The 19723-nt window shown below is 65.3% G+C and carries 19 protein-coding genes; 5 read left to right on the top strand and 14 right to left on the bottom strand.

Annotated features, from left to right (window positions below):
* Positions 1-49: 49 nt before the first annotated feature.
* From RIB52_RS02830 to RIB52_RS02815, 4 genes are all read right to left on the bottom strand, one after another.
* Positions 50-1270: an efflux RND transporter periplasmic adaptor subunit gene (locus RIB52_RS02830; RefSeq protein WP_350172693.1), complete on the bottom strand. Its 1221-nt coding sequence runs from the start codon at positions 1268-1270 to the stop codon at positions 50-52.
* Between the two features lie 255 nt (positions 1271-1525).
* Positions 1526-1789, bottom strand: coding sequence for a GlsB/YeaQ/YmgE family stress response membrane protein (locus RIB52_RS02825; RefSeq protein WP_350172691.1), 264 nt, complete (start codon positions 1787-1789; stop codon positions 1526-1528).
* A gap of 141 nt (positions 1790-1930) precedes the next feature.
* Positions 1931-2230, bottom strand: coding sequence for a CtrA inhibitor SciP (gene sciP, locus RIB52_RS02820; RefSeq protein WP_350172689.1), 300 nt, complete (start codon positions 2228-2230; stop codon positions 1931-1933).
* Positions 2230-2631, bottom strand: a complete 402-nt coding sequence (locus tag RIB52_RS02815) for a hypothetical protein (protein WP_350172687.1) — start codon at positions 2629-2631, stop codon at positions 2230-2232. Before RIB52_RS02815 ends, sciP begins: the two co-directional genes overlap by 1 nt.
* Positions 2632-2791: 160 nt before the next feature.
* Between RIB52_RS02815 and mnmA the strand changes: the two genes are divergently transcribed.
* Entirely contained in the window at positions 2792-3961 is a 1170-nt protein-coding gene (gene mnmA, locus RIB52_RS02810; protein WP_350172685.1) for a tRNA 2-thiouridine(34) synthase MnmA, read from the top strand.
* A gap of 3 nt (positions 3962-3964) precedes the next feature.
* Here the strand turns inward: mnmA and RIB52_RS02805 are convergent, their stop codons facing one another.
* Complete coding sequence (locus tag RIB52_RS02805; protein WP_350172683.1) at positions 3965-4306, bottom strand: hypothetical protein; 342 nt, start codon at positions 4304-4306, stop codon at positions 3965-3967.
* Between the two features lie 38 nt (positions 4307-4344).
* Here RIB52_RS02805 and RIB52_RS02800 point away from each other — a divergent pair, with 38 nt between their 5' ends.
* Positions 4345-5499 (top strand): serine hydrolase domain-containing protein, encoded by a 1155-nt coding sequence (locus RIB52_RS02800; protein ID WP_502879468.1) that lies wholly within the window; start codon positions 4345-4347, stop codon positions 5497-5499.
* A gap of 107 nt (positions 5500-5606) precedes the next feature.
* On the opposite strand, the gene RIB52_RS02795 is transcribed toward RIB52_RS02800, so the two are convergent.
* Entirely contained in the window at positions 5607-6443 is an 837-nt protein-coding gene (locus RIB52_RS02795; RefSeq protein WP_350172679.1) for a PhzF family phenazine biosynthesis protein, read from the bottom strand.
* 8 nt (positions 6444-6451) lie between these two features.
* On the bottom strand, positions 6452-7129 hold the full coding sequence (gene pdxH / locus RIB52_RS02790) for a pyridoxamine 5'-phosphate oxidase (RefSeq protein ID WP_350172677.1): 678 nt from the start codon (positions 7127-7129) through the stop codon (positions 6452-6454).
* Positions 7130-7379: 250 nt separating this feature from the next.
* Between pdxH and RIB52_RS02785 the strand changes: the two genes are divergently transcribed.
* From RIB52_RS02785 to fabI, 3 genes are read left to right on the top strand one after another with little or no spacing between them, the layout of a single operon-like run.
* On the top strand, positions 7380-8384 hold the full coding sequence (locus RIB52_RS02785) for a DnaJ C-terminal domain-containing protein (RefSeq protein ID WP_350172675.1): 1005 nt from the start codon (positions 7380-7382) through the stop codon (positions 8382-8384).
* On the top strand, positions 8338-9417 hold the full coding sequence (locus RIB52_RS02780) for a YihY/virulence factor BrkB family protein (RefSeq protein ID WP_350172673.1): 1080 nt from the start codon (positions 8338-8340) through the stop codon (positions 9415-9417). The genes RIB52_RS02785 and RIB52_RS02780 overlap by 47 nt, the downstream gene beginning before the upstream one ends.
* Positions 9418-9424: 7 nt before the next feature.
* On the top strand, positions 9425-10249 hold the full coding sequence (gene fabI, locus RIB52_RS02775; RefSeq protein ID WP_350172671.1) for an enoyl-ACP reductase FabI: 825 nt from the start codon (positions 9425-9427) through the stop codon (positions 10247-10249).
* 326 nt (positions 10250-10575) lie between these two features.
* Here fabI and RIB52_RS02770 read toward each other — a convergent pair whose 3' ends face one another.
* The 7 genes from RIB52_RS02770 to gmd all read right to left on the bottom strand — a co-directional run bounded on the left by RIB52_RS02770 (position 10576) and on the right by gmd (position 19610).
* Positions 10576-11748, bottom strand: coding sequence for a hypothetical protein (locus tag RIB52_RS02770; protein ID WP_350172669.1), 1173 nt, complete (start codon positions 11746-11748; stop codon positions 10576-10578).
* 63 nt (positions 11749-11811) lie between these two features.
* Positions 11812-13992, bottom strand: a complete 2181-nt coding sequence (locus tag RIB52_RS02765) for a GumC family protein (protein WP_350172667.1) — start codon at positions 13990-13992, stop codon at positions 11812-11814.
* 2 nt (positions 13993-13994) lie between these two features.
* The gene (locus tag RIB52_RS02760) at positions 13995-14675 is read right to left on the bottom strand and encodes a polysaccharide biosynthesis/export family protein (RefSeq protein WP_350172665.1); all 681 of its coding nucleotides are present in this window, start codon (positions 14673-14675) and stop codon (positions 13995-13997) included.
* A gap of 102 nt (positions 14676-14777) precedes the next feature.
* A complete protein-coding gene (locus RIB52_RS02755; RefSeq protein WP_350172663.1) occupies positions 14778-16187 on the bottom strand; it encodes an O-antigen ligase family protein in 1410 nt (469 codons plus the stop codon).
* Positions 16188-16342: 155 nt separating this feature from the next.
* Positions 16343-17452, bottom strand: coding sequence for a DUF1972 domain-containing protein (locus tag RIB52_RS02750; RefSeq protein WP_350172661.1), 1110 nt, complete (start codon positions 17450-17452; stop codon positions 16343-16345).
* Positions 17445-18524 carry a glycosyltransferase family 4 protein gene (locus RIB52_RS02745; protein ID WP_350172660.1) on the bottom strand — a complete coding sequence of 360 codons (1080 nt, stop codon included), beginning with the start codon at positions 18522-18524 and terminating at the stop codon, positions 17445-17447. The genes RIB52_RS02750 and RIB52_RS02745 overlap by 8 nt, the downstream gene beginning before the upstream one ends.
* A gap of 57 nt (positions 18525-18581) precedes the next feature.
* Positions 18582-19610, bottom strand: coding sequence for a GDP-mannose 4,6-dehydratase (gene gmd / locus RIB52_RS02740; protein ID WP_350172658.1), 1029 nt, complete (start codon positions 19608-19610; stop codon positions 18582-18584).
* Positions 19611-19723 lie beyond the last annotated feature (113 nt).

The raw sequence follows: 19723 nt of genomic DNA, 5'->3' as shown, positions 1-19723 counted from the left end.
ATCACTCGTCTTGCTAGGCCGCCCGGGCCGCAGGGCGTGCGGGTCATTATCACGCAGCGTTCTCGCCCGAGTCCGGTTCCCCGCGCGCGGCGCGACGGGGATTGACGGTTTCGCCCGGATTCAGAAAGCCGCCGGCCTTGAGGACGATTTCCTCGTCACCGCTCAGTCCCTCGATAATGGCTATCCCGTCGGCAGTGACGAGGCCGGTGCGCACGCCGACGCGGCGGGCCTTGTTCTCATCGTCGACGACATAGACAAAGGAGCCGTCATCGTCGGCAAGCACTGCGCTTTCAGGCAGGATCGTTGCGGTAAGAGTTCCCGAACTGATCCGCGCCGTGGCAAAACCACCGGGACGCAGTTCGGGCGCGAAGGGCAGCGCGATGCGCGCAGTTCCCTGCCGGGTCTGCGGGTCGATGACCGGAGAAAGCTGCCAGACCTGACCCGTGAATTCTTTGTCCGAGCCGCTCGGTACGACCGTTGCGGGAACGCCGACCGAAAGACTCGCCAACTGGTCCTCGCTGACCTGCGCGAGCACTTCCATTTCGCCGCCGCTCGCGATCCTGAACAGGGCGCTGCTGCCCGGCCCGACCGTCTGGCCGGGCTCGACATTACGCTCCAGCACATATCCGGACGCCGGGGCGACCACGTTGAGCCGGGCGTTGCGTGCCTGCAATTCGTCGAGCTGCGCCTCGGCCACGCGCACGCGTGCCACCGCCGAATCGCGCGTTGCACGCAGACGGTCGATATCGGCCTTGGAGACGAAGCCGCGCTCGACCAGTTGCAGGGCGCGTTCGAGATTGGCCTCGGCAAGGCTCGCATCGGCGCGCGCGACTTCGACTTGGGCGGCCTGCGCCTCGGCCTGCTGGCTCTGTACAGAACGGTCGATCACTGCGAGCACCTGGCCCGCACGCACCCAATCCCCCGCATCGGCCCGGACGGCGAGCACCTGTCCGCCCTCGCCCGCCACGCCGACCGGCATTGGGCGGCGCGCCGCGATCGTGCCCGGGACCTCCACAGTGCCCTCGATCGTGGTCCGTCCGGGGACCACGACGCTCACCACAGGAGCCTGCGATTGATCGTCGCCTGCGGGAACCGGCTCTCCACCGGCCAGTGCGAAATAGGCGGCGATGGCAAGCAGCAGCGCAAGCAGCCCGCCGCCACCGATCAGCAGCCAGCGCACGGCAGCGGAGGAACGGGTTCCTTCGCCTGCGACGACTTCGGCGGGCACGCTGTCCGCCGCATCTGCCGTGATGGTGGTCTCGTAATTCATGGCCGTTCCCTGATGACCGGAGGACCCTGCACGATCGCGTACATTCCGGTCGCGGCTGCCTGAGAAAGCGACCGCGCATTGGTTTGGTGTATTATGTGCCTAAGGCACTTTGCGCACTATACATAGTTGGCCGCGAGCGCTGCGGCAATGCGCGGTTCGACTGATGACTTTCACCGTAGACGAAGGGCGAGGCCCCCGGTTCCGCTTTCGCCCGCCGACCGGACCCGATGAAACCCCTTGTCGTTGCCTGCCAGCCTACCGCACACGCCCGCGCTGGACGAGATTGAGCAGGCCGAGCAGGATCACCGCCCCGATGAAAGCGGAGGCCAGCGCACCAATATCGCTGATGTTGCCGATGCTCCCGCCCCCGAAAAAGGCGAACATGCCATTGCCGATGAATGACCCGGCAATCCCCACCACGATGTTCCAGAAAATGCCCATCTGGGCATCGCGATTCATCACGAGGCTTGCCAGCCAGCCAATGACCCCGCCCATGACGATGAATAGGATGAAACCCATGTCCTGCCCCCTTTTGCGTCAACCGCAGTCTCATACGCGATCGAGCCGGGCTGCGCCATAGCCTGCGGCGCGCCCGGAGGCTTGGAGATCAAGAAGACCTGGCGACTGGGATTAAGCGCGCGGCATTTCACGCACCCGGGATCAAAAGTTCAGCTGGCGCTCGTACTTGTCGCGATAGACTTGGATCTTGGTCACTCGCAGCCCGCGCATGCCCACACGGTCGACCGCGCGCTGCCACGATGCGAACTCCTCGAGCGTCAGTTCGTAGCGCTCCAGCGCCTCGTCGAGAGTCAGCAATCCGCCATTGACCGCGGCGACCACCTCGGCCTTGCGGCGCACGACCCAGCGCTTCGTATCGGGCGAAGGCAGATCCTCGAGGGTCAACGGCTCGCCAAGCGGGCCGATCACCTGGGCGGGGCGGATGTCCTGGTTCTCAATCATCAATTTTCTCTCGCATCGCCTGTTGCTGCATCCCCATCGTGAATTGGGTGAATGCCGCGCGAGGCTTTGCGAGCCTCTAAATCATCGGGGTTAACAGGTCGTTCGCCATCTTCGAGAGCGGCAAAGTAACGCGCCGCCGCATCGCCGAAACTTGCCGCAGCGCCCTCGATGCTCGACTGCGTGTCGCGCCGCAGCAGCAGCCTGAGATCACGCGCGGCCGCGAGCCGCGCGGTGAGTTCGCCCCAGTCGATCGCCCGCAATGCATCACCGCCACGCCCCGACGCATCGGTGCGCTCTGCCGTGCCGGTCGCGCGGCTTTCATCCTGCACCCGGCGATCGCCGTCACGGCCTGCTGCAGTGCCCTGCGTATTCGGACCGAAGGAGTTGACCTTTTCGAACATGACGAGCGGTTTAGCGCGCGGTTCTCAAGATGTGGTAAAACCCGGATTTACCAGCGCTTAGGAATACCGCTTGGCGATGTGTGAACCACGAGCCGCACCCGCTCTGCGCGGCAGGGGTGGCGCTCGCTAGCGGCACTGCCTATATGCCCCGCGCATTTTCATGGATGCCGCTACTCGCCTCGATGCCGGCCCGCTTGCCGGGCTTGATTGCACTTCGCTGTTCGACCTGCCACGCCCGGCGGTCGAAAGCCGCATCGTCGTGGCGATGAGCGGTGGGGTCGATTCGTCGGTGGTCGCGGCGCTCGCGGCCGCATCCGGGGCAGAGGTAATCGGCATCACGCTCCAGCTCTACGATTACGGCGCAGCCACCGGGCGCAAGGGCGCGTGCTGCGCGGGCGACGATATTTCCGATGCGCGGGCCGTGGCCGACCGACTCGGCATCGCGCATTACGTCTTCGACCATGAAAGCGCCTTTCGCGAGGACGTGGTCGACCAGTTCGCCGACGAATATCTCGCCGGGCGCACCCCGGTGCCCTGCATACGCTGCAATATGGGGCCGAAATTCACCGACTTGTTCCGCATGGCGCGCGAGCTGGGGGCGGACTGCCTTGCGACCGGGCATTATGTCCGCCGCGTTCCGGCAGCAGGCGGTCCGCATCTCTATCGCGCGCTCGATCCGGCGCGCGACCAGTCCTATTTCCTGTATGCGACGACGCGGGAGCAGCTCGACTACATCCGCTTCCCCCTGGGCGGCCTGCCCAAGACGCAGGTGCGCGAGCTGGCCGAGGCGGCGGGCCTGAGGAACGCGGCCAAGCCCGACAGCCAGGACATCTGCTTCGTGCCCGACGGCGATTATGCGAAGATCGTCACAAAACTTCGCCCCGAAGGCGGTACGCCGGGCGACATCGTGCACGCCGCCACGGGCGAGAAGTTGGGTACGCACGAAGGCATCGTCCATTTCACCGTCGGCCAGCGCAAGGGGCTCGCGATCGGCGGCCAGAGCGAACCGCTTTATGTCGTCGGCCTGGACGCCGAAAGCCGCGAAGTGCGCGTCGGGCCGCGGCGCCTGCTCGCGGTGGAGAACGCCGACGTGATCGAGACCAATGCGATCGGCGACTTGCCCGCCGAAGGCCTCAGCGCCAAGGTGCGCTCAATGGCAAAACCGGTTCCGGTCACGCTCGAGGGGAAACTGGGCGACGGGGCGAGCGTTCGCATCCGTTTCGCCGAACCCGAATACGGCGTGGCGCCGGGGCAGGCGGCGGTTATCTATGCCGGCGATCGCGTGGTGGGCGGCGGCTGGATCGATTCGACGCAGGCCGTGCGCGCCTGACGGCTAGCCGTCCCACGGCTCCAGCACACACCCATAGCCCTCGCGATAGGTCGCGGTGTTGTCCGTTACGAGAGGGAACCGGGCGGTAACGCTTTTCGCCCGTTCATCGTCGACCAGCGTGACCAGTTCCATGCCGGCGAGCTTGTCCTTGGCGCAATCTTCCAGGCTGCGCCCGGCGACGAAGCGGCACGAACAGGCCACGCGCGCGGCATAGGAGGTGCCGACCTCGGCATAGCCCTCGATCGGTTCGCGATAGGCGATGGCCGCGACAGCGATGCCGCCGACCACCAGCAGCAGGAGCCACACGCCGAGGCGCGATCCTAACGAGCGTTTCGATTTTGCCATTGCCAAGCCTGACGGGTTCGGAGATTGGAGCCGGAATGATGTGTCGTGACCTGCCTGTTAGGCGTGCCGCCCGCCTCGCGCCAGCCCCTCTCATATCGGCCCTCCTGCTTGCAGCGTGCGGTGCCTCCGCGCCGAGCACCCCGGCTCCCCTGACCGAGGAGGCGCGCGCCGCCGTGACCGATAAGGCGGGAGCCCCGAAAGAACAGCTCGCCCGGGAAATCGACGACCTGTTCACGCAGGACGGCCTCGGCGAAACCCGCGCCGTGCTGGTAATGGCCGATGGCGAGCGGGCCGCCGAACGGTATGCGCAAGGCTACGATGCCGACACGCGCTTCGTCAGCTGGTCGATGGCGAAAACGGTGACCGCGGTGATGATCGGGATGCTGGTCGCCGACGGGCTGCTCGCGCTCGACGCACCCGCGCCGGTCGAGCTGTGGCAGCGCCCGGGCGATCCGCGAGCGGCGATCACGCTGCGCCACCTGCTCCAGATGCGATCCGGCCTGCGACATACCGAAAGCGGCGATCCCCCTTACGAATCCTCCGAAGTGCGGATGCTGTTCCTCGACGGCCGCGACGACATGGCGAAATGGGCGAAGGAGCAGCCGCTCGAAGCGGAGCCGGGCGAACGGTTCGAATATTCCTCCAACACGACCGTCATCCTCGCAGACATCGCCGCCGATGCGCTCACTGACAAGGATGATCCCGATGCGCGGCGCAAGGCGGTGACGGATTTTCTCGACACCCGCCTGTTCGAGCCGCTCGGAATGGATTCGATGGTTCCCGAATTCGATGCGTCGGGCACGCTGATTGGCGGCAGCCTGATGCACGCGACCGCGCGCGACTGGGCGGCATTCGGCGAGTTCCTGCGCCGCAAGGGGCGCGCACCTGGCGGCGAACAGCTCGTGCCCAGCCGCTGGGTCGAAGCGATGATCTCACCCAGCCCGGCAGCCGCGCATTACGGCCTCCAGACCTGGCTCAACCGGCCGGTCGAGGGACTCGAATTCCCGCATCCCTTGTTTCCGGAGCGCGCCTCGGAAAACCTGTTCTCTCTGATCGGGCACATGGGCCAATACGTGCTGGTCGCCCCCGACCGCCGGCTGACAGTCGTGCGGCTCGGCCATTCCGACGCCGAGCAACGCCGCACCATGCTCCAGCAGGCCGCCGACGTGGTCGAACTTTACCCGCAACGCTGAATGCCGAAAGGCATTCGGCGGAGAGCCCCCGCGTAGGACGCACCCTGGGGCGGTCGGGCCTGGCGCAGGCGGGCGGTCCCAGCCGGCGCCGGGGACTCACCCAAGGCTCAAAGCCGGAATGCTCCCTCGACCACGGTCACGCAAGGCCCGCCGAGCCAGGCGCGCTGGCCCTTGCCTTCACCCTCCAGCCGCATGGTGAGATCGCCGCCGCGCTTGGAAGCCTGATGCGCGCGCATTTCCCGCTTGCCCAGCCGCTCCGCCCAGAACGGGGCGAGCGCGGCGTGGGCGCTACCGGTCACGCTGTCCTCGGCGACGCCCCAGGCAGGCACGAAGACGCGGCTGACGATGTCGTAATCGCTGCCTTCGTCGGCAGGCGCGGTGCAGATCGCCATCAGGTCGATCCCGCGCAGCGCCGCCATGTCGGGGGTGAGACCGCGGATCTCGGCCTCGGATCGCATCGCGATGATCGCGGTCTGTTCGGCCCCGTACCACGAAACGAACACTTCCCCGCGAAAGCCGATCGCGGCAAGCAGGTCCGGATGCGAGGCGCGTTCGACCAGCGTGACGGGAAGCGCCAGTTCGTATCCTGCGGCGCTCTCGGCCTTCCTGACCTCGAGAATACCCGCCTTGCGGGTGCGGAAGGTGACCCGCTCGGCATGCCCGAAGCGCTCGGGGTGCGAAAGCAGCACGTGCCCGCTCGCCAGCGTCGCATGGCCGCACAGCGCGACCTCGTCGGTCGGAGTGAACCAGCGCAGTTCCCAGTCCGCCTCGCCCGATACATCGCGCACGACGAATGCGGTCTCGGCGAAATTGTTCTCCCCGCCGATTGCCTGCAGGGTTTCGTCCGGCAGCCATTGGTCGAGCACCATGACCGCGGCCTGGTTCCCGCCGAAGGGCTGCGCGGCGAAGGCATCGACATGCCAGTAGGGGATGGTCTGGGTCATGCAGGTCCTCAAGGGTAAAGCAACGTGTCGGTCCAGCGCAGCGCATCTCCCGCACCGGTGAGCGTGAAGAGGCGGCGGTCATGCAGGCGGTTGTCGCGGTCGCGCCAGAATTCGATGCGCTGCGGCGACAGGGTGAAGCCGGTCCATTCGGGAGGACGAGGGACCTTGCCCGCCTGCTCGTGCTCCGCCCAGATCGCCTTCACGCGGTCGATATAGGCCTGGCGCGTATCGAGCGGGCGCGACTGGTCGCTTGCCGCCGAGCCGACCTGGCTCTTGTAGGGGCGCGAATGGAAATAGGTATCAGCGCGCTCCGGCGAGACCTCGGTGAGCGGGCCGTCGATGCGGATTTGCCGGCGCAGGCTTTTCCAGTGGAACAGGAGGCTGGCCTGCATGTTCGCGCGGATTTCCCCGCCCTTGCGGCTGTCGGCATTGGTGAAGAAGGTGAATCCGCCGCCGACGACACCGTAATCCGCGCCCTCTGCGGCCCCGTGCCCTTTCAAGAGCACCATGCGCACCGAGGGCGCACCGTCCGGGGTTGCGGTGGCGAGCGCCATCGCATTGGGATCGTTGATCTCGGTCTCCTGCGCCTCCGCCAGCCACTGCGTAAACAGGGCGAAGGGATCGGCGCCGGAGGGAATCTCACTGTCTGCGAGCTGGGCGTCGTCGAGGGTGTCGGGGGTGGTCATGGAACGGCTCCGAAACACATGGTGCAGGCGAGACCGGCCAGGCTGGGCGGTCCTCGCCACAAAATCCGCGGGGCTGGCAGCGGTTCCTCGCTGCGTCATCTTCGAGGTACCGACCCGTCCTTTCTTGACACTGCGCTCCATAGGCGCGCCGCCCGGTCCAAGGAAGCCATGGGCATTTGCCTTGCGCCATCCGCATCTTGGACAGCCTGCACGCTTGCGCGCTCTCGCTGTTGCACCTAGCTAACACGCCATGGCCGATCCCTATCGCACCCTTGGCGTGGCGCGCACCGCCTCCGAAAAGGAGATCAAGAGCGCCTATCGCAAGCTCGCCAAGGAATTCCATCCCGATCGCAACAAGGACAATCCCAAGGCGGCGGAGAAGTTCTCGGACGTGTCGAGAGCCTATGACCTGCTCTCCGACAAGGACAAGCGGGCACGCTTCGACCGGGGCGAGATCGATGCCGACGGCAATCCGCTCAATCCCTTCGCGGGCATGGGCGCAGGAGGCGGGGGGCGCGGCTTTCGCGGGAGCTACGGGCCCGGCGGGCAGCGCGGGGGTTATCGCGACCAGGGCCCCGGCGGGCCGGGCATGGGGGCCGAGGACCTTGACCTCAGCGACCTGTTCGAAGGCCTGTTCGGCGGCGGTCGTTCGCGCCCGGGCAGCGGCGCAGGCGCGGGGCCCCGCGGTTTCGGCCAGCGTCCCCCACCCCCGCCCAAGCGCGGTGCCGACATCCATTATCGCCTCGCTGTGCCGTTCACCGATGCCGCCTCGGGCCGAGACCAGCGGATCACGCTTGCCGACGGCAAGGCCATCAGCCTCAAGCTTCCTGCCGGTGTCGAGAGCGGCACGCAGATGCGTCTCAAGGGCAAGGGACATTCGGGCCCGGGCGGCGACGGCGACGGGATCGTCACGGTCGAGGTCGGCCCGCATCCCTTCTTCCGCCGCGAGGGCGACAATATCCGCATGGACCTGCCGATCTCGCTGGACGAGGCCGTTCGCGGCGGCAAGGTCAAGTGCCCGACGGTTGACGGCCCGGTCATGCTCACGATCCAGCCCGGCACGCATGGCGGCACCGTCATGCGCCTGAAAGGCAAGGGCTGGACGAAAGCAGGAGAGAAGACCGGCGAGAGACCCGCGCGCGGCGACCAGCTGGTAACGCTTGAAATCCAGCTGCCCGAGGACCTTTCGGAGCTCGAGAAGCGGCTCGATGGCTGGATCGACCCGTCGAAGCCGCGCGAGAAATTCGGCCTCTGATCCGATGGCGGGGCGGGCCTCTTCACTGCGCTCCTCGAGGCTTCCCCCGGCCGAGGACCGTGAAGTCCGCTCGCTTTCGCCCGAAGCGCGGCGCCGTGCGGCGCGCGAGGAAAGCGCGACTGACGGCCTGCGCAGCGCGCTGGTTCGCCGGGTCGGGCCCGGCACGCGCGCCTTCGAGGTGATGAAGCGGACCGCAATCGGCACCTACCAGGACGGCTTCATCCATGCCGGCAATCTCGCCTATCTTTCGATGCTGGCGATCTTCCCTTTCTTCATCCTCGGCGCGGCGATCTTCCAGCTCGTCGGCGGGGCGCAGCGGACCTCGCAGATGATCGACGCGGTTCTGGTGACTTTGCCGCCGACCGTTTCGGACACGATCGAGCCGGTCGCCGCCAATATCGTCGAAGCACGCTCGGGCTGGCTGCTGTGGCTGGGCGCGGCGGTGGCGCTGTGGACCGTTTCCAGCCTGGTCGAGACCATCCGCGACATTCTGCGCCGCGCCTATGGGACGAAAGCGATCCATGCCTTCTGGAAATACCGGCTCTTTTCCGCGGGGATCATTCTCGGTGCGGTTGTCCTCCTCCTGATCTCGCTGTTCGCGCAGGTCGTGATCGGGACCGCGCAGGCGGTGATCGATGCAAGCCTGCCGCAGCTTTCGCAATTGATCGGAACGCTTCGCCTGTCGCGGATCGTGCCCGCACTGGGCCTCGCACTGTCGCTCTACATGCTGTTCTACAGCCTGACTCCGCACGAATACCGCGCGCGCGCTTATCCCAAATGGCCCGGTGCGCTGTTCACGGCGGCGTGGTGGCTGGGAGTGACGACCGCCCTGCCCCCCATCCTGTCGAGCTTCTTCGCCTATGACCTTACCTATGGCAGCCTTGCGGGGATCATCGTCGCGCTGTTCTTTTTCTGGCTCGTCGGGCTGGGTCTGGTAATCGGGGCGGAACTCAATGCGGCTTTGGCCGAGCCCGACCGGGCCGAGGGCGACGAAGCCGAGGAAAGCGCCAAGGGTGCGCACACGGAGGAGTGAGACGAGTATGGGCGATCTGATGCGAGGCAAGCGCGGGCTGATCATGGGGCTCGCCAACGACAAGTCGCTGGCCTGGGGGATTGCAAGCAAGCTGGCCGAACAGGGTGCCGAACTCGCCTTCTCCTATCAGGGCGAAGCGCTCGCGAAGCGCGTGAAGCCGCTGGCCGAAAAGCTGGGCAGCGATTTCACCTTCGAATGCGACGTCGCCGACATGGATGCGCTCGACCGGGCATTCGATGCGCTGAAAGAACGCTGGGAGACGCTCGATTTCGTGATCCACGCGATCGGCTTTTCCGACAAGAGCGAACTGCGCGGCAAGTTCGTCGACACCAGCCTCGACAACTTCCTCATGACCATGAACATTTCGGCCTATTCGCTGGTCGCGGTGACGAAGCGCGCCGCCGAAATGATGCCGCCCAAGGACGAGGATGGCAGCGGCGTCGGGAGCATCCTGACGCTGACCTATTACGGCGCGGAAAAGGTCGTGCCGCATTACAATGTGATGGGAGTTGCCAAGGCCGCGCTCGAGACCGGCGTCAAATATCTCGCCAACGATCTCGGCCCTGCCGGCATCCGGGTGAACGCGATCAGCGCCGGCCCGATCAAGACGCTCGCGGCGAGCGGGATCGGCGACTTCCGCTACATCCTCAAATGGAACGAGCTGAATTCGCCTCTGCGCCGCAACGTCACGATCGAGGATGTCGGCGGGGCGGGGCTCTACCTCTTGTCCGACCTCGCCTCGGGCGTGACGGGTGAAGTGCACCATGTCGATGGCGGCTATCACGTGGTCGGCATGAAGCAGGAAGATGCTCCGGATATCGCGCTGAGCTGAGGCAAAGCTCCGGGGAGCGGCCGAGCGGCGGCGCGCAACCGTCGATGCCATGCCTCCCGCAAGGCGTCGTCAGGCGTTCGTGCCGCCGGATTCGGTCCCGCCAGCGTCCTTTCGCACGGGAGGCGGCATGGTGACCGAAAGGACGAACGACGCCCAGCTCGGGAACAAGGCTCGCAAGGCGGCAGAGGAAAGCTGGACCTTCAAGTAGAGCGCCATCGGGACCGGATAATGCGCGGTGCAACAGGTTCCCAGATCGACCCGAACCCCGCCGGGCCCACCCGACAGGCATATGGCCACGGTTCGCGGCGAAGGGCGTGAGTGCTCACTCAGCCAATGCCCGGCGCGACGAAGCGAATCGGCTCGAGCTCGAACCGCAGCGCCGGTTCCCCGCGCAGGGCGCGTGCCCTTATGTCGATGACCAGCTGCGAACAGTCCGGCGGCAGCGCATTGATACTCATGCGATTCCTTCCCGGCTCGATGGTGCTCTCGCCCGCCTTGGCCGACTGTCCCAAACATGTCAGCTCCAGCCGGACGGAATCCTCGCGCACGGGCCTTGAACCGGCATAGGAGGTCAGGATGGTGAATGGTGCTCTGCGCGCATCGACGATCCGTCTGGCGACGAGCCCGCCATGGCCCGACTGGACGAAAATCTCGAGCCTTTCTCCATCGAGGCTAGGCTGTGCACGGACATATCTCCGATCCGAGAGGTCCCACTCGAAAGGCGGGTAATCCGATGCCCACGACAATTGTGTGCCTTCGTCCACGGCTTCGCTTTCAGAGGCGGCAAAGCGGCTGTAAAGCTCGCGCGCCAGCGCAACCTCGCCCTGGGAAGCGAGACCGGAAATCAGGATCGCATCGAATTCGTCATCCATGAAATCAATATCGCCCCGCAGCTGCGCGAGCGCGGGCCGCGCCGCCTTGCGCCGGACGGCATAGGACAGGAAGCGCTCCTGCCATGTCGCCGACCCGTCCAGCATTTCGGCGAAGGCGGGCATGCCCTCAGGCTGGGCGAGCGCGTCGAGGAGGATCGGAAAGAAGCGCTCGCGATATTCAGGATGCACGCGCAGGATCTGGTCGAGCGTTTCGATCGTGCGCGGGAAATCACCCGCGTCGAGCCCTTGTTCGATGACGAGCCCCTGCAAGGCGAGATCCCGGCGGTTAAAACGCGAGGCAAGGTCGAGAATCCGTGCCCGGGCCTCGCCGGGCTCGCTGGCAAGGGCCATGACAACGTGCGCCTTGGGCACGAGAGGATCTGCCGCTATCGCGGCGCGCGCGTCGTCCCGAGCGGCCCGGGCCGCGGCGGACAGCTCTTTCCCAACTCCTTCTCCGGCACTCTCGCGAAACCGGGCGAAGGCAACGTGTTCGCGGGCGAGCCCGTTCAAGGGGAAGATCGTCACCGCAAGGTCCGGCGCGGCGTAAGTGAGCACGCTGCTCAGCGCCTGAAGACCGGTCAGAAGGGCAAGAGGCAGGCCGAGCGCAAGGGCGATAACAGTGCGCATGCGGCCCATTGCCGGGGAACGATTGGCGGGCGATGTCACGCGAGCGATCCGATCAGCCCGTCCCTACACATCGATTGCCGCAGCGCGACCGTCCGGCTTTTCGGGCGCGGCTTCCTTCCCATAGCCATAGCCATAGCCATAGCCGTAACCATAGCCGTAGCCCGCAGTGCGCTCGTCCAGCTTCGTCAGGAGTACGCCGAAAACAATAGCTCCGGATTGCTTGAGCCGTTCGATCGCGCTTTCGATGGCCTTGGCCTTCACCCGATCGGATTCGATCACGAATATCACGCCCTCGGCTGCGCGGGCGGTTTCGACTGCATCCGCCAGCGAGAGCAGCGGCGCGCCATCGATGACGACCTGGTCGTAGGTTTCCTGCGCCTGTTCGACCAACTGGCGGAGCCGGGGCGTTGCGAGGAGATCGACCGGGTTCGGCGGGCGAGGTCCGCTGGGCACGTAATCGAAGCCGAATCCGCTGACCGCAATCGCTTCGTCCTGCAGCGCGGAATCCGGGGCGGTGAGCAGCCGGGAGAGCCCGCCCCTGCCTGTCGTATCGATCCCGAGGGTCGCGGCCAGGGCCGAATTGCGCAGATCGGCATCGATCAGCAGCGTCCGCTTGCCAAGCTGCGCGAAGCTGGCGGCCAGTGCGGTCGCCGAAAAGCTCTTGCCCTCGGCCGGGACGGTCGAGGTGAACAGGATCGATCTCGGTTCGCCCTTCGGTGTGAGGAAGGCGACGTTCGAGCGGAGCGAACGATAGGCTTCGCTGGTCTGCGAAGAGCGCTGTCTGAGTTCCTCGAGGCGTTCCTCGCTGCGGAATTTGGGGATCGCACCCAGCAGCGGCAGGCCGAAACGCTCCTTGACTTCGCGGGTGTCGCGCACCGTCTGGCTCATGGCGACCCGCAGGTAGACGAGCCCGGCGGCCAACAGCACGGCAATGCCCAGCGCAAGGAGAAGGTTGAGGAAGAGCGACGGCGAGATCGGCCCGTCCGGCACGGTCGCCTCGTCGATGAGCTTGATGTTGTTCTGACCGGCGCCCGATGCCTCCAGCTCCTTGAAGCGCTGGAGAAGCGCGTCGTAGAGTGCCCGGTTAGTCTCGACCTCGCGCCGCAGGATACCGTACTGGATGCCCTGGTTCTGCTGGCCGAGGAATTCGGACTTGGCCTGTTCGAGCTGCGCGCGCAGCTGGCGTTCGCGCAAGCGGGCGGATTCCAGCTCGGACGTCGACTTGGCGCGGAGCGATGCGCGCAGGGATTCAACTTGGGACTGCTTCTGCTTGATCAAGGGATAGTCGGGCCCGAAGTTCTCCTTCATCGTCGAAAGCTGGGCCTCGGCGAGCGCGAGCTCCGATGTGAGCCGGGAATCGCGCCCGTCGCTCGAGACATCCCCCGAAACAAGTGCGGATTCAGCTGCGATGCGATCGGTCACGGCCTGCGCGAGGGCGGCGTTCAAGGCCTCGAGGTCAGCAGCGATCAGGGTCTGCGTGGCTGAACTCTCCCCTCCGTCCGGCGACGCAGAATTGAGGATCAGGATCTCGTTCTGGTTGGCATAGCTGATCAGCTCCTGCTCCGAACGGGACAGGTTGGCGCGCAGCTCCTCGATCTGGTTCCTGAGGAAGTCGCGCGCCTCGATATTCGTGCCGAACCGCTTTTCGTAGTTCGCCGCGATATATTCGTTCACCCAAAGGTTGGCGATCCTCGCCGAGACTTCGGGAGAGGGGCTGACGAACTGTACGTCCACCAGGCTCGACTGCGCGATGGGCTGAATCTCGATTTTGTCGAGCAGCAGTCCGCCGACTGACTGCCGGTCGAGGCCTTCGGGATCTTCGAGCGAAAAAGCGTCGAGAAATTGCTCATCGCGAAGGAGATTGCCCGCCTCGATCACGCGACCGGCCATGAAGCGCGACCGGAGCAATTCGTATTGCGTGTTGAGATATTGCAATTCCGACACGGACGCTTCCGCCTCAAGCGGGTCGATATCGGTGACGTTGGCGGCGACCTGCGACACCTCGATCCGCGCGGTGGCACCGAATTGCGGGGTCGTCAGCAACGTGACGACCAGGCCGACCAGCAGGCAGAGTGCGACGATACCGCCGACCCAGTACCGCAAGGCAAGAGCCTCGATCCAGTAGCGTTCGAGATTGAGCGCGAAAGCCTCGTCCTGGTCGTAATAGGCCTGGGAATCGCGGGCGGTCTCGGACGGGACGGGACCGTGCGAAGCGACAAGCGAGCTGGAGGGTTGTTCGGTCATCGTCAGATCCTGTTGAGGAGAACGACGAGTGGGGTCGACAGCGGCACCAACTGCAAAATGTCATCGAGCCTCCGCCTGGCCGGCGAATCCCCGACCATCACCAGGTCGTCGGCAAAGAGCCGCGGATCCTCGGCATTGCCGCGCCGGATGGCCGCCACGTTGTAAAGGCCGATATACCGCTGCCCGTCCACGGTCCGCATGATCAGCACATCCTCGCTCTCGGCATATTCGGTCAGTCCTTCGGCCTGGTTGACGATTTGCATCAAGGTCGGTTGACCGGCCGCCGGATAGGATCCGGGACGTTTGACTTCGCCGCCGATGGAGATCGACGGGGGCGGCAGTTCCTCGGGGATGACCCGGACCTGCGGATCGACCAGGAACCGGCCGCGAAGCCGGTCGGCGATGATCGACGACGCCTCACTTGGCCGACGCTGGCCGATTTCCACCTGTCCGAGCAAGGGAAAGACGAGATTGCCCTCCTCGTCCGTGAGGTAGGTCCCGCTCAGCTCCTCGGCCCCGACGACGAAAATGTCGAGCTTTTCCTGCGGCCCGATCGTGTAGAGCGTTTCGCCCCTCGGCGCGGGCAGCGCCTGCAGGTCGGTGACCTCGATCCCGGAAGCAAGCCCGAAACCTCGGTCGGTCGCGCACGCTGCCAGCGTCGCAGCCAAGATCGTCACGATCATCAGTTTGATACGGTTTATGGATCGTCCCCCAATCTTGCGGCGCGCATGCCTTGTACTGCCCATGCGCGTCCCGGAAAAAGGCTGTCGGTTGCTTGCCATGCCTCAATCCCGGTCCGCCCCGCGTCCGTTGTGCGAATCGAGCGCCAAAACAAGCACTAGCCAGATCGATATGGTCTGGAAAGCGGGCGCGCGAAGGGGATAGTCGAACACGCTGGCCACCGCAATAATGGTGAAGATCGAAAAGGAGAAGACCACCCGCGAGGCCGGGATCGATGCCCGCGCGAGGCGCCGCAGCGCGCCCAGGATCCACAGCAGCACGGCGACCAGAAGGGCGATTGCCGGGGCCCCTCCCTCGATCACGAATTGCGCCCAGTCGTTGTGCGCCTGGTTGACATATTGCGCGTAGAGCAGGCCGGTCGGCTCGAAGATGTGATAAACCTCCTCGAACGATCCGAAGCCGGAGCCCAGCAACCAGAACTGCCCCATCATGTCGGTGAGTATGGGCCAGATGCGCCAGCGCAGATCCTGCAGCGGATCGCGCAGGAACAGGCCTTCGACGCCTGGGGCCCGGTCCAGCGCGACAAATGCGAATAGCACGAGGGCGACTATGGCGAGGAACGCCAGCGGAGGCGTTCGCGGATTGCGCAGGACGCGGATGAGCATCCCGCTCTCCCCCCCGCGCGACCGCATGGGGCGAATGTTGAGCCACAACATGAGTCCGGAGGCAAGGACCGCGAGCACGCCCATGCCGAGCCCGGCGCGCGACCCGCTGACCAGCACGGCGAGCAGGACGAGCAGGAAGGCGACCGGGCTCACGAAGCGCACCCAGAACAGCTTCGCGCGCAGTGCCGGGCTGATGCCGAGCCGCGCGATTGCCAGCAGCGCGAGGGCAGAGAAGACCGCCGAGTGGTTCTCGTTCGCGAAAATGCCTACGGGAAGGCCGCGATTGGTCTGGGCGTAGAAATAAAGCGGGCTCGCATCGCCCGAGACGACTTGCAGAAGGCCTAGCGCGGCATCGAACACGCCGAGCCCCGCGACCAGCAGGAGCAGCTCCATCACGCTCAGCCGCAGGGCCAGCGCCAGCAGGAGTGCTGCGGCGGGCACAAGGAGGCTGAAAAGCGCGTTGAGCGTCCGGCTGGGGACCAGCGAAAGCGGGCGCCAGGCGGCCTCGACACCGACCGCCTGGTCCATCTCTGCCACAAGGTCGCGCATCGGCAGCGATTGCCAGAGCGCAGCCGGCAAGGGGACCAGCTGCAGCAGGACAAGTCCGCCGAAGGCGGCCAGAAGGAACACAGGTCCCCTCGCCCGTTCGAGGTCGTGTATTGTAAGGATCAGCAGAGGTACGATCAGAAACAGCGCGGCAAGCGGACGCAGCGCAACGATCTGGATCGCATCGGCCCGCGAGCTGCCGCCCAGCAAGGCAAGCGTCAGCGCGAAAAGGCCGATCGTGACCCAAGCCAGCGGGCGCGATTCGGCAAGGACGCGGGCCGGGTTGCTCGAAAGGGAGGCCATGAAGGGTTCGTGTCCGTTCCGGATGTTACTCTGCGATTTGTCCGGAAGTTCGTTATATTCTTCCGATCAGGGCCTTGGCCAACTGCTTAGGTCAGCGCCGCGCGCTTCTCAAGCCCTGCCTGAACCCCTGCCCCCGACGCACGCGTTGGTTCGGATCACCCCGCAAAAAGCGCGAAATAGGCCTGGCCGATATGCCTCCATGTGTAATCTCGGCAGGCAATCTCCCGCATGTTTTCCCCGACCGCGCGCCCGTGTTCTTCGCTCAGGCTGTCAAGGATGTCGCGCAGTTGCGCCGCGCTCTCGAAATAGAGCGCCTCTCCCCGTGTCGTGTGGCGGTTGAAGCTGCATCCGTGGGCGGCGACGGGAATGCCGAAATGCATCATCTCGACGAGTGAGGGATTGGTGCCTCCGGCAGCATGGCCATGGACATAAAGCGAGGCGCGCTGGCGCAGGGCCTTCAGCGCGGCTGGATCATAGACGGGATCGTGAATGACGATCGTTGGATGGCCGCGATATTTCTCTTTGAGCGCGCGGCCATAGGCGCTTTTGTCCCAGTTGCCGACGAACACCAGCTTCCGCGCCGCCCCGTCGAAGGCTTCGAGAATCATCGCGACATTGTTTTCCGGCTCGATCCGACACAGTCCCAGCGCAAAGCTGTCCGGCAGGGACTTGGCCGCCGCCTGGTCGGGGTCTGCCTCCAAAGCGTGGTCCCCGCCATAGGCAATGACCTGCGCGCGGCAACCATAGGTGCTGTCGAGATAGTCGGCGATTGCCGCATTGTCGGCGATAACGACATGCGAGGCGCGGACCGCCATCCATTCTGCGAAGCGCAGATAAGCCCGCGCGAACCGGCCCCATTTTTCCCGCTTCCATTCGATCCCATCGACATTGGTGATGATCCGTGCACGACTGACCAGGCGCAGCAGCGGCAGGACCGGAGCACCAGAGACCCCCAAAAGAAGCATCCGGTCGTGTCCCCGCCGCGCCGCATCGAGCAGGCAGACGAGGTCGTAGGGTATCGATTGCACGCCATTGGCATCGAGCCCGACATAGCGCAACCGGGCGCGGCCATGGCGTTCGGGGTGCTCCTCGAAAGCCTTGCCCGAGCAGTAGACGGTCAAGTCATGGGGGCTTTGGGTTTGCTCGTGAAAGGCGACGAGGTTTTCGGCGAGGGTTTCGAACCCCCCGTAATTGGCGGGCACACCGACCATGCCGAGAATGGCGACCTTATGTCCGACGGCGGGAGGGCCGGCGCGATCAGGCACGGATCGCTTGGACCATCGCGTGTGCGGACCGGCTCCAGGAAAAGCTGTCCAGCATGCGTTCGCGCACCGCCTCACTGCGCCCGCGTGCCTCGTTGGTAAAGGCGCGCTCAAGGGTCGCCTTGATCTGGTCCGGGTCGTTCGCATCGAAACTGCCATGGACATGGGGCACCAGTTCGGACATCGCGGTGTTGTCTGCGCAGTAGGATATTCCACCAGCCGCCACCGCCTCAATGATCGGCATGCCGAAACCCTCCGCGCGCGAGGGATAGATCGATGCGCAGGCGTTGCGGTAGACCCAGGTTAGCTGGTCGCGACTGATGTTCGACAGGCAGCGCACCCTGTCTCCAGCCCGCTCGAGCGCCGCGTCGAGCTCGGGGTAAGCGAGCGCCGGCGATCCGACCAGCACGAGCGTTTGGTCGGGGTCGAGACCGTCCAGCATATCGCAAAAGGCATTGACGAGGGCATGCTGGTTCTTGCGCGGTTCGAAGCGGCTGACATAGACGGCGAACCGGCCATCGGCGAGACCGGGAACCGGCTCGGCGGGCGCATCGACAAAGGCATCGGGCGCCGCCGGGACGACCTGGATGCGGTCGAGCGGAATGTCGAAATGGCGATGGATCGCGCGGCGCGAATATTGCGAACTGGTCACCAGCTTGTCGCTGCGCATGGCGCTGACCCGGAACAGGGCAGCATTCTTGACGCGGTAGGAAAGCGGGAAATAGGCCGTGTGGTCGAGAAACAGCAGGTCATGGATCACGTTGATCCACGGGCCGGTCTTGCGCAGCGGGCAGATGTAGTTGAATTGCGCGTAATCGGGCTTGATCCGCGCCTGCAGGCGGGGCAGTTCGAGCCCGAGGCGCGCGATGCGGCCGGTGCTGCGCAAGGGCTCCCACTCGATGTCGGGGGCATCCGGGAACCAGCGCGCGACGCTTGCCTCCTCGTGGCAGCACACGATGATCCGGGCGAGGCCGTCCCGCGCCATCGCTCCGTAAAGGCCCGCTATATAGGCACCGCTGCCCTGCGGCGTCCCGTCGAGCACATGCCCGTCGACCATGATCGTCGGCTTTGCCATGTAACCGTGTTCCCGATCCGCTTCGGATGCCGCCCGCCCCGCCAGGGCAACCGGAGATCAATGCTTGAGACGTCCGGCCTGCAGCAGGTCGTAATCCTCGCGCACCATCATCTCGACGAGTTGCGGGAAGCTCACCTTGCGCTCCCATCCGAGTTCCGTCTCGGCGCGGCGCGCATCGCCGAGCAGGAGGTCGACTTCGGCGGGGCGGAAGAAGCGCGGATTGACCTGGACGATCGTCTTGCCCGTCTTGGTATCGATCCCTTTTTCATCGACCCCTTCACCTTCCCAGGCGAGCGTCATGCCGAGCTGCTCCCCGGCGATTTCGGCGAATTCGCGGATCGTGTGGGTTTCGCCCGTGGCGAGTACGTAATCGTCCTGCGGGTCGGCATTGATGATCCGCCACATCCCCTCGACGTAGTCGCCGGCGAAGCCCCAGTCGCGGCGGGCGTTCATGTTGCCGAGCTCGAGCACATCCTGCTGGCCCAGCGCGATACGCGCCATCGCCAGCGATATCTTGCGGGTGACGAATTCGCGCCCGCGCAGGGGGGATTCGTGGTTGAACAAAATCCCCGAACTCGCCTTCAGCCCGAAGGATTCGCGGTAATTCTTGGTGATCCAGTGGCCGAACAGTTTCGAGACGCCATAGGGGCTGCGCGGGTAGAACGGCGTCGATTCGCTTTGCGGAGCCTCGATCGCCCCGAACATTTCGGATGTGGAGGCCTGGTAGAACCGTGTCTCGGGACTGAAGGTCCTGATCGCTTCCAGCAGGCGCAGGACCCCGTTTGCATTGGTATCGGTCGTGCTGAGCGGCTGCTCCCACGAAGTGCCGACAAAACTCTGCGCCGCCAGATTGTAGACCTCGTCAGGCTTTTCGCGATCGATGATCCGGGCGATGTTGGTGAATTCGGTCAGTTCGAAATCGACGGTTTCGACCTGGTCGGAAATGCCGAGATATTCGAGCCGGGCCGACTGGCGCGAACTGCGGCGGTCGGCGCCGACGACGCGGTAGCCCTTTTCGAGCAGGAGCTTGGCGAGGTATCCCCCGTCCTGCCCCGATATGCCCGTGATGATTGCGGTCTTGGTCACGTTTGGCCTTTCCAGAAAATCGGCTGGATTGCTCCGATGCATTCCCCGGGCCGACCCCATAACGCGATCGGACCGAATGGCAATATCGGCGAAGGCACGGATCGGCCCGGCGC

Source organism: Erythrobacter sp. (assembly GCF_040217515.1).
GTDB lineage: Bacteria > Pseudomonadota > Alphaproteobacteria > Sphingomonadales > Sphingomonadaceae > Erythrobacter.
Note: the sequence above shows the minus strand (reverse complement) of the source record. Positions and strands in the feature narration are given on the sequence as shown.